1 protein-coding gene is annotated in these 644 nt (G+C 53.3%); it reads left to right on the top strand.

Translation table 11 applies throughout. The features are described from left to right. Positions 1 to 644, top strand: a 644-nt coding sequence (locus EAE89_RS23135; protein ID WP_214086683.1) for a filamentous hemagglutinin N-terminal domain-containing protein, incomplete at both ends; no start/stop codon positions are given.

Here is a 644-nt window from a genome sequence, read left to right as displayed (position 1 = left end):
CGGTCAATCGGCTGAGTTGATTATTCATGAAGTGGTGGGAACGTTAGCTTCAAATCTACAGGGCTTATTGGAAGTGGTGGGGCAAAAAGCCGCGGTCTTCATTGCCAACCCGAACGGTGTAACCTGTCACGGCTGTAGCTTTATCCATACCCCGGCGGTCACCTTATCGACTGGGAAACCAGTGTTTGATAAAGCAGGCGCATTAGTGGCGTTGGAAGTGAAAAAAGGCACCATCACCGTTGATGAAAAGGGGCTGGATGCCACGGCGCAGGATGATGTCGATATTATCAGCCGGGCCACGAGACTTCACGGCAAGGTGCGGGCGAAAAACCTGACATTGACACAAGGGTCCAACCGGATTGATGTCAAACGCGGGACTCTTGTCCCTATTGCCGGCGAGGGTGATATCCCCTGGAACGCGATGGATACCGGGTCATTGGGGGGAATGTCTGCCCATAAAATCCGTCTGGTGAGTACTGAGGCGGGTAAGAAAGTTAACCTGACCAACCTGACCTCTACGCAAGGCGACATCAGTCTGACGGCGGATGGCAAGGTGACGCTGGGCAATATACAGGCCAAAACGGATATCACCGTGAGCAGTAAAGACATTAAAACGGCGGAACCGAGTCATGTGCAGGCGGGGA

Source organism: Photorhabdus heterorhabditis, assembly GCF_018448905.1.
GTDB lineage: Bacteria > Pseudomonadota > Gammaproteobacteria > Enterobacterales > Enterobacteriaceae > Photorhabdus > Photorhabdus heterorhabditis.
The sequence above is the reverse complement of the archived record's forward strand: the minus strand, read 5'-3'. Positions and strand labels throughout refer to the sequence as shown.